This window comes from Sulfuricurvum sp., from assembly GCF_019163035.1.
In the GTDB taxonomy this organism is placed as follows: domain Bacteria; phylum Campylobacterota; class Campylobacteria; order Campylobacterales; family Sulfurimonadaceae; genus Sulfuricurvum.
In genome coordinates, this window is sequence record NZ_JAFLKV010000094.1 from 1 (window position 1) to 7,382 (window position 7,382).

The window sequence follows — 7,382 nt, forward strand, 5'->3', positions numbered from 1 at the left end:
CCGCCATCGTCGCACGTGAAATCGGTGTCCCCGCTATTGTCGGGACGATCAATGCGACCGAACTTCTCCATGAGGGGGATGAGGTTACGGTGAGCTGTGCCGAGGGGGAGATCGGAGTGGTCTATGAAGGGTTGATACCGTATGAAATTACCCACATCGATCTGGGAAATCTCACCCCGACAAAAACAAAACTCTATATGAATGTCGGGAATCCCGAAAGTGCATTTAAAGTGGCAAAACTTCCCAATGACGGGGTAGGGTTGGCCCGGATGGAGTTTATTATTACCAACTATGTCAAAGCCCATCCGATGGCATTGGTGGAACTCTCACGCGGTAAAAAAATACATGATATCAAAGCGGTAAAAGTCGCGATGCGGGGGTACGATGATCCGAAGAAATTTTTTATCGATAAGATCGCCGAGGGGGTAGGGATGATCGCGGCGGCGTTTTATCCCCGTCCCGTCGTTGTCCGTACTACCGATTTTAAATCCAATGAGTACAAACACATGGTCGGCGGCGCGGCGTATGAGAGCGATGAAGAGAACCCGATGATCGGATTTCGCGGAGCAAGCCGCTATTACTCTCCGCAGTATCGAGAGGCGTTTGAGTGGGAGTGTGAAGCGCTGAAACGGGTACGCGATGATATGGGGCTCACTAATGTCAAAGTAATGCTCCCCTTCGTCCGTACTCCCGATGAGGGGCGTAGAGTGCTTGCGGTAATGAACGAAGCAGGATTGGTGCAGAGGGAAAACGGCTTGGAAATCTACGCGATGTGCGAAATCCCCTCCAATGTGATTCTCGCCGATCAGTTTTTGGAAATATTTGACGGTTACAGTATCGGCTCTAACGACCTTACTCAGCTCACCCTCGGGGTCGATCGGGACAGTACCTTGGTCGCAGCGGTGTTTGATGAGCGTAACGAGGCGGTGACACGGATGCTCTCCATGGCGATACGTGCGTGCAAAGAGCGGGGCAAATACATCGGTATCTGTGGTCAGGCACCCTCTGATTATCCCGAAATCACCCGATTTTTGGTGGAGGAGGGGATTGATTCGATCTCCCTCAACCCCGATTCACTTCTAAAAATGCGGCAGGTTGTGAGTGAATTTGAAGATAAATAATTAATTTTATTTTATATTATTATATTTACTAAGTTGGACTAAAGTATCTGTAACCAAATGGAAGCAGGAATCTATGCAACAATTTAGCGAGGAAGAGCTTCCACAGGTCGGCTATTACGGCGAAAAAATCACCTGGAGGGCGAGAGAATGAGAAATTCGGTTTCGATATTGATCGGAGGGAGTGCGGGGCAGGGGATAGCGAGCATCGAGACTCTTTTAACCAAAGGGTTCAAGAGAGGGGGATTTTATACCTTTTCGACCAAAGAGTTTATGTCCAGAGTTCGTGGCGGAAGCAATACGACGTTGATACGGATCTCCGACAAACCCGTTAATGCACCCGATTTTAAGGTCGATATTTTCGTACCTCTTGATACAAATGCTTTTTTACATGCTCAAGAACGGATTAGCAATGAGACGTTTGTGGTCGCAAAAAAGGGGGATTACGAGTGCGACTGCGTCCTCTATGATTATGATTTGGAGAGTTTGGCGAAAGAGATAGGCAATCCCATCGTCTCCAATACGATTGCGGCGGCGTTTATCTTCGGACTGCTCGGGTGCGATGGTGCGGTGCTGAGGGAGATTGTTTCGGAGTTCTATACCGATGAGTTGCTTGCAGTGAACCTCAAAGCATTAGATATGGGAACTGAGTTGGCACGTGAGAACGGGAGTTGCCGATACTGTATTGCTCCCAACTCTTCCATGAACCCAAAGAATGATTTATTTTTAAGCGGTACAGATGGGGTTGGGTTCGGAGCGATTGCGGGGGGGTGTAATTTCATCTCCAGTTATCCGATGAGCCCTTCGACGGGGGTGTTGACCTTTTTGGCGAAGCAGAGTCGAAATTTCGGAATCTGTGTCGAGCAGGCGGAAGATGAAATCGCCGCCTTTCAGATGGGATTAGGAGTTTGGTACGGCGGTGGGCGGGCGATCACGACGACGAGCGGCGGCGGATTTGCCCTGATGGGTGAGGGACTCAGTCTCAGCGGAATAACTGAAACGCCGATGGTTGTCTATCTGGCGCAACGTCCCGGCCCTGCAACGGGTCTTCCGACACGGACGGAGCAGGGGGATTTAGAACTCGCCATTTACAGCGGGCATGGTGAATTTCCGAGGATCGTATTGGCTCCCGGTGATGTGAGAGAGTGCTTTGAACTTGCACGAAAAGCGTTTCAACTCGCCGATGCGTATCAGGTTCCCGTGATACTTATGAGCGATCAGTATTTGGCGGACAGCTATTTCACTGTCGAGCGGTTTGAAATCGATCCTATATCGCCTGTTCATCACATCGTTAAGAGCGACGCGGACTACAAACGCTACCTTCTCACCCAAGAGGGGATCAGCCCTCGCGGGATTCCCGGATACGGCGAGGGGCTGGTATTGGTCGATTCGGATGAACATACCGAGGAGGGGCTGATCACCGAGAGTATGTCTGTGCGGAACGAGCAAAACACTAAACGGCTTCAAAAACGTCTGTTAATTGAGAAAGAAGCTATTCTCCCTGATGTCGAGGCAGATGGAGAGATTGCCGTCGTCGGATGGGGAAGTACAAAATATATCATTAAAGAGGCGGTTGAGAGGATAGCGGATAAGAGGCTCTCAACCGTCCATTTCTCTTGGGTTTACCCTCTTAGCGAATCTCAACTTGCACCGCTTCAAAAAGCCAAACGCATTATTGTCATCGAAAATAACGCTACAGGGCAGTTCGCAAAACTTTTACGACTGCACGGAATCATCGCAGATGATCAGATCCTGAAATCTGACGGGCTGAGTTTTTTTGTCGATGAACTCTCCGAAAAAATCGCACTGCTGTTAAAGGAGATCCGATGAGTACACGGTTTGATAGAATCGTAGAGGATAACGCATGGTGTCCCGGATGCGGGAATTTTTCCATTCTTTCGCATTTAAAAGAGGCGTTGGAGGAAATGGGGCTTGACCCGCTTCAATGTGTTGTCGTATCGGGGATAGGGCAGGCGGCGAAAACACCGCAATACATGTCTGTCCATATGTTCAACGGACTCCACGGTAGAGCACTCCCCGTCGCACAGGGGGTGAAAGTTTCTAATCCCTCTCTAACCGTGATTGCCGAGGGGGGGGACGGCGATATGTACGGGGAGGGGGGTAACCACTTTATGAGTGCCATCCGACGAAATGCCGACATCATCAACATCGTCCATAACAATATGGTCTACGGCCTCACCAAGGGTCAAGCCTCTCCGACATCACAGCGGGGGTTTAAGACACCCGTACAGACGGAGGGGGTCCACGTGGAGCCGTTTAATCCTATCGCAACGGCGATATCGCTCGATGCGTCGCTCGTGATTCGAACCTTTTCGGGGAATAAAGAGCACTGCAAAGCAATGCTGAAAATCGCGATTAAGCACAAAGGGTATGTGTTGATCGATATTTTTCAGCCGTGCGTTACGTTTAACAAAACCAATACGTTTAAATGGTTCAAAGAGAATGTGTATGTATTACCGAGTGACTATAACCCTGAGGATAAGGTCAAGGCATTTGAAAAATCGCTAGAGAGCCATCCCTTTCCGATAGGGGTTATCTACAAAAGTCCGCAAAAAGGTGTTTTGGAAGATGCGCTTCGGGATGAAAGTCAGATAGGAAGTAAGCCGCTGTATCTGCATGAAGTTGATTTTCAGCGGCTTAATGCAGAAATGGATAAATACATTTAAAAGAGGAGTAGAAGATGAAAAAATATGAATGCAATGTATGCGGATACATTTATGATCCGGTAGTAGGAGACCCTGATAGCGGTATTGAACCCGGCACAGCTTTTGAAGATATACCGGATGATTGGGTATGTCCTGAGTGCAAGGTCGGGAAAGAAGATTTTAGCGAGCTTGTTGAGTAGTACTCTTCGTTTTGCTGTTCGAAGAGACCGGATATCCTGCGGCTTTCCAGTCGCCGAATCCGTTTAAAAACCAATATACATTTTGATAGCCGAGCTTTCGTACTGCCAAAGCGGCTTCATACGAGTTGGCACACGTTTCACCGTAGCAATAAAAAACGAGTTCTTGTTTTTTGTCTGTAGGTAGCTGGAGTACAATATACTCCGCTTTGGATACATCAAAATAAACAGGGTATGCCCCTTTGATATGCTCTTTTGCAAAGTGCCGTTTTTCACGGGCATCAAAAAAGACAGCTTTTTTATCGTACAGTGCTTTTGCTTTTACCGTATCGATAACCTTGATCCCCTGAGCCATTGCGTCATCGACTTGTGGTGGGATGACGCACACTTCATACGTGGTTTCAAACATAATGCTCTTTTCGCCATCATAATCGACACCGTAGAGAGCACTAGAACTTAAAAGCCCTGCTAATACCAACATAGATAATTTTCCTAACATAATTCACTCCTTGCAACGTATAAATTAAGAGGGTGTCCGCTCATTGTTTTGCATAAAATCAACGTATTCGCAGACTGAATTCAGATCATTGCAGGATTGATTATAGCCTGCAATCGGATCGTTCACAAAAAGGGAAAGATTAGTAGAAACAAAATTCCAATTGATCAGTTTCCACCAGTTTGAAAGATAATCTACCCGTCCGTTTCGGTAATCAATATAATAGGCATGTTCCCACACATCGCACGTTAAAAGAGGGGTGTCTCCATGACGTATCGGTGTATCGGCATTCGAAGTCAGTTTAATCTCCAGTTTGCCTTGATTGGTGATAATCAACCAAACCCAGCCTGAGCCGAAAAAACCTGCGGCAGCAGCTAAAAAAGTTTCTTCAAATGTTTTTATTGATCCAAAATCACGTTCAAGTAAACCTAAAAGTTCCACCGATGGAACCGTTGGCGCATTTTTAAGTCCTTTCCAGTAAAAATCATGATTATAGATCTGAGCCGCATTATTATAAATAGCGCCATCCGCATATTTAATAATGTGCTCAAGCGATTTCTCCTCATACTCACTCCCCACAATAAGTGAGTTTAGTTTATTTACGTATCCGGCGTGATGTTTACCGTAATGATATGAGAGTGTTTCGGCAGAAATATAAGGTGCTAATGCAGATTGCTCAAACGGCAATTCCATAAGTACATGTTTCATTTTTAACTCCTCTATATTGAAGATATGTCATTATAATAATTTATAGTAGTTAAATTTTATTGGCTAATGAGAAACTAATGTCATACTTAAGAAAAGTTTAAATTAGTGATCAGTTCATTCTTTTAGCTATACTTAGTCACAATTTATCAAAAGCGAACTAATATGAATTTAGCCTCCAAAAACGCCCCAGTTGAAGTCTCCATCAAACGTATGCAAAGTATATTGAGCGATATGGGATGTGATGTCACCTATTCAAGTGAAAAACACCCCCTCAGCCATTGCTACTCGGTGAATCTCGCCTCGATAGAAGCGCCGAAACATATCTACTCTAACGGCAAAGGGATCTACTCTGAGGCTTCTACAGCGAGTGCTTTGGGCGAATATATTGAACGCCTACAAACCAATAACTTTTTTATCGATTTTCATCTGCCGGATCGGAAGTATTATCCCGATGAGGTGGAGTTTGATTTGGACGGGGGATATTTGAGCTCTGAATTGATGGAGCTGTATGATCCTAATGGCGAATTGAGTATGGATGAATTGATCGATTTTAACAGCGATACCGAAGATAAAATCACTGCCTTGCCGTTTAAAAAGCTTAGTAATGCTGATGTGGTCTATTTTCCGATCAATATCCTCAGCAACCTTTATGTCAGCAACGGGCTTGCGACGGGAAACACCGCCCAAGAGGCGCAAGTGCAGTCGATGAGCGAAATTTTGGAGCGGTATGCGAAGATTGAGATTATCAAAAAAGGGTATGCTCTGCCAGCGTATAGCGATGAGTTTTTAGTCCAATTTGAGCGTCTCTACAGCGATCTGACAAAGCTTCGGGAGTTAGGATATATCGTAAACGTTTTGGATGCGTCACTGGGAGGTAAATACCCCGTCACGGCGATTTCGTTTCTCAATCCTGCCAATGCAACCCTTTTCGTCTCTTTCGGTGCCCATCCGATCCTCGAAGTGTCGTTGGAGCGGACGATGACGGAACTGATGCAAGGGCGCGGATTGGAGAATTTACAAGAGTTTGAAGTGCCGACGTTTGATATGTCGCTCGTCTCTGAGAGTTTCAATCTCGAATCGCACTTTATCGATTCCAACGGCAAGATGGGGATCCAGTTTTTGAGTGCCCAAAAAAGCTTTGAATTTGCTCCGTGGAACTATAGCGGAGAGAGTACCGAGGATGAGTTCGTCTATTTGAGCGAAATATTTGAATCGATGGGGAGCGAGCTTTATATCCGAGACTATAACTATCTGGATTTCTATTCATGCCAGATCATTGTCCCCGGGATTTCCGAAGTCTATCCGATCGATGATTTGATCTACAATAACCGTAATCGCGGGAAAATGTATCGGGAGATTATTTTAAACTTTGCCGAATATGATCCCGAAACGGTGCTCGATGAGATCGAAGCTCTCGAAGATCATCTGAATGTCGAAAAGTTTATCGGGGTGATTTTCGAGGAGAATTTTACTATCGGGGAACTCAAGGCACAGCTTCATCTCTCAGCTGGAAATATCGACGAAGCGGTGAGCTATTTGGAATTCGGTAGCAATATCATGGGGAATCTCATTATCGAGCTTATACGCCTCGAAGAGCTGGGATTAGACCTCTGTAACTATCAACAAGCGCTCTATGATCTCTATACCCCTCAAAGGGTCGATAAAGCATTAGAGATACTTAACAAAGAAGGATTATTGGTTAATACGACATTGCACCGCGATTATTTGAATATGCTCGAATTGTATGATCGGCTCGAAGTGAAAAAACTAGAGGGGATTTAAAACCCCTCTGACTCGCCGGTAAATAGGTTGAGGATTTTGGAGTATTCGCCGAATGCCTGTTTATAGAGGTGTTGGGTGTGGTTGTTACTCTCATACAATTCACTGGCACTCATCCCGCTTTCCAACGCATTTTTGAGCAGTTTCGTCCGTCGTAGATAGGTAAAGGCGAGGTTTGGAAAATGCTCATGAATCTTTTCTCGGATCATCACTGCATCACTGGGGTTATCGATCATATTGGCGAATACGAGGATCGTCTTCTCTTTGAAATTTTTAATAAAAATCAAACTTTTCATAATGGAGTTAAGATCGTTTGTCGTCGGCAGGATAATAATATCCGACTCTCTTAAAATCTCGTTTGCGTGAGGGTTTTCAAATCCTCCGAAGTCATAGACGGTATCAGGGTAGAGGGGGATTT

8 protein-coding genes are annotated in these 7,382 nt (G+C 45.6%); 5 read left to right on the top strand and 3 right to left on the bottom strand.

The features are described from left to right. The 4 genes from JZU62_RS06970 to rd all read left to right on the top strand — a co-directional run. Window positions 1-1,121: putative PEP-binding protein (locus JZU62_RS06970; protein WP_295013253.1), on the top strand; the 1,121-nt coding region annotated here is incomplete at its 5' end. Window positions 1,122-1,268: 147 nt separating this feature from the next. Then, on the top strand, window positions 1,269-2,948 hold the full coding sequence (locus tag JZU62_RS06975) for a 2-oxoacid:acceptor oxidoreductase subunit alpha (protein ID WP_295013255.1): 1,680 nt from the start codon (window positions 1,269-1,271) through the stop codon (window positions 2,946-2,948). Then, window positions 2,945-3,805: a thiamine pyrophosphate-dependent enzyme gene (locus JZU62_RS06980; RefSeq protein WP_295013257.1), complete on the top strand. Its 861-nt coding sequence runs from the start codon at window positions 2,945-2,947 to the stop codon at window positions 3,803-3,805. The genes JZU62_RS06975 and JZU62_RS06980 overlap by 4 nt, the downstream gene beginning before the upstream one ends. A 14-nt stretch (window positions 3,806-3,819) precedes the next feature. Then, a complete protein-coding gene (gene rd / locus JZU62_RS06985) occupies window positions 3,820-3,984 on the top strand; it encodes a rubredoxin (protein ID WP_295013259.1) in 165 nt (54 codons plus the stop codon). On the opposite strand, the gene JZU62_RS06990 is transcribed toward rd, so the two are convergent. Further along, window positions 3,965-4,480: a rhodanese-like domain-containing protein gene (locus JZU62_RS06990; RefSeq protein ID WP_295013261.1), complete on the bottom strand. Its 516-nt coding sequence runs from the start codon at window positions 4,478-4,480 to the stop codon at window positions 3,965-3,967. The two genes, rd and JZU62_RS06990, sit on opposite strands and share 20 nt — an antisense overlap. Window positions 4,481-4,504: 24 nt before the next feature. Then, window positions 4,505-5,185 carry a superoxide dismutase gene (locus tag JZU62_RS06995; RefSeq protein ID WP_295013263.1) on the bottom strand — a complete coding sequence of 227 codons (681 nt, stop codon included), beginning with the start codon at window positions 5,183-5,185 and terminating at the stop codon, window positions 4,505-4,507. Between the two features lie 162 nt (window positions 5,186-5,347). On the opposite strand from JZU62_RS06995, the gene JZU62_RS07000 reads away from it, so the two are divergent. Continuing rightward, window positions 5,348-6,967: a YcaO-like family protein gene (locus JZU62_RS07000; RefSeq protein ID WP_295013266.1), complete on the top strand. Its 1,620-nt coding sequence runs from the start codon at window positions 5,348-5,350 to the stop codon at window positions 6,965-6,967. Here the strand turns inward: JZU62_RS07000 and JZU62_RS07005 are convergent. Continuing rightward, window positions 6,964-7,382 (bottom strand): hypothetical protein (locus JZU62_RS07005; protein ID WP_295013268.1); only part of this gene is annotated, 419 nt, incomplete at its 5' end. The genes JZU62_RS07000 and JZU62_RS07005 overlap by 4 nt on opposite strands.

Coding starts and splice junctions, on each gene's coding strand:
- JZU62_RS06975 (WP_295013255.1), top strand. CDS start 1,269: ATGAGAAATTCGGTTTCGATATTGATCGGAGGGAGTGCGGGGCAGGGG.
- rd (WP_295013259.1), top strand. CDS start 3,820: ATGAAAAAATATGAATGCAATGTATGCGGATACATTTATGATCCGGTA.
- JZU62_RS06995 (WP_295013263.1), bottom strand. CDS start 5,185: ATGAAACATGTACTTATGGAATTGCCGTTTGAGCAATCTGCATTAGCA.
- JZU62_RS06980 (WP_295013257.1), top strand. CDS start 2,945: ATGAGTACACGGTTTGATAGAATCGTAGAGGATAACGCATGGTGTCCC.
- JZU62_RS07000 (WP_295013266.1), top strand. CDS start 5,348: ATGAATTTAGCCTCCAAAAACGCCCCAGTTGAAGTCTCCATCAAACGT.
- JZU62_RS06990 (WP_295013261.1), bottom strand. CDS start 4,480: ATGTTAGGAAAATTATCTATGTTGGTATTAGCAGGGCTTTTAAGTTCT.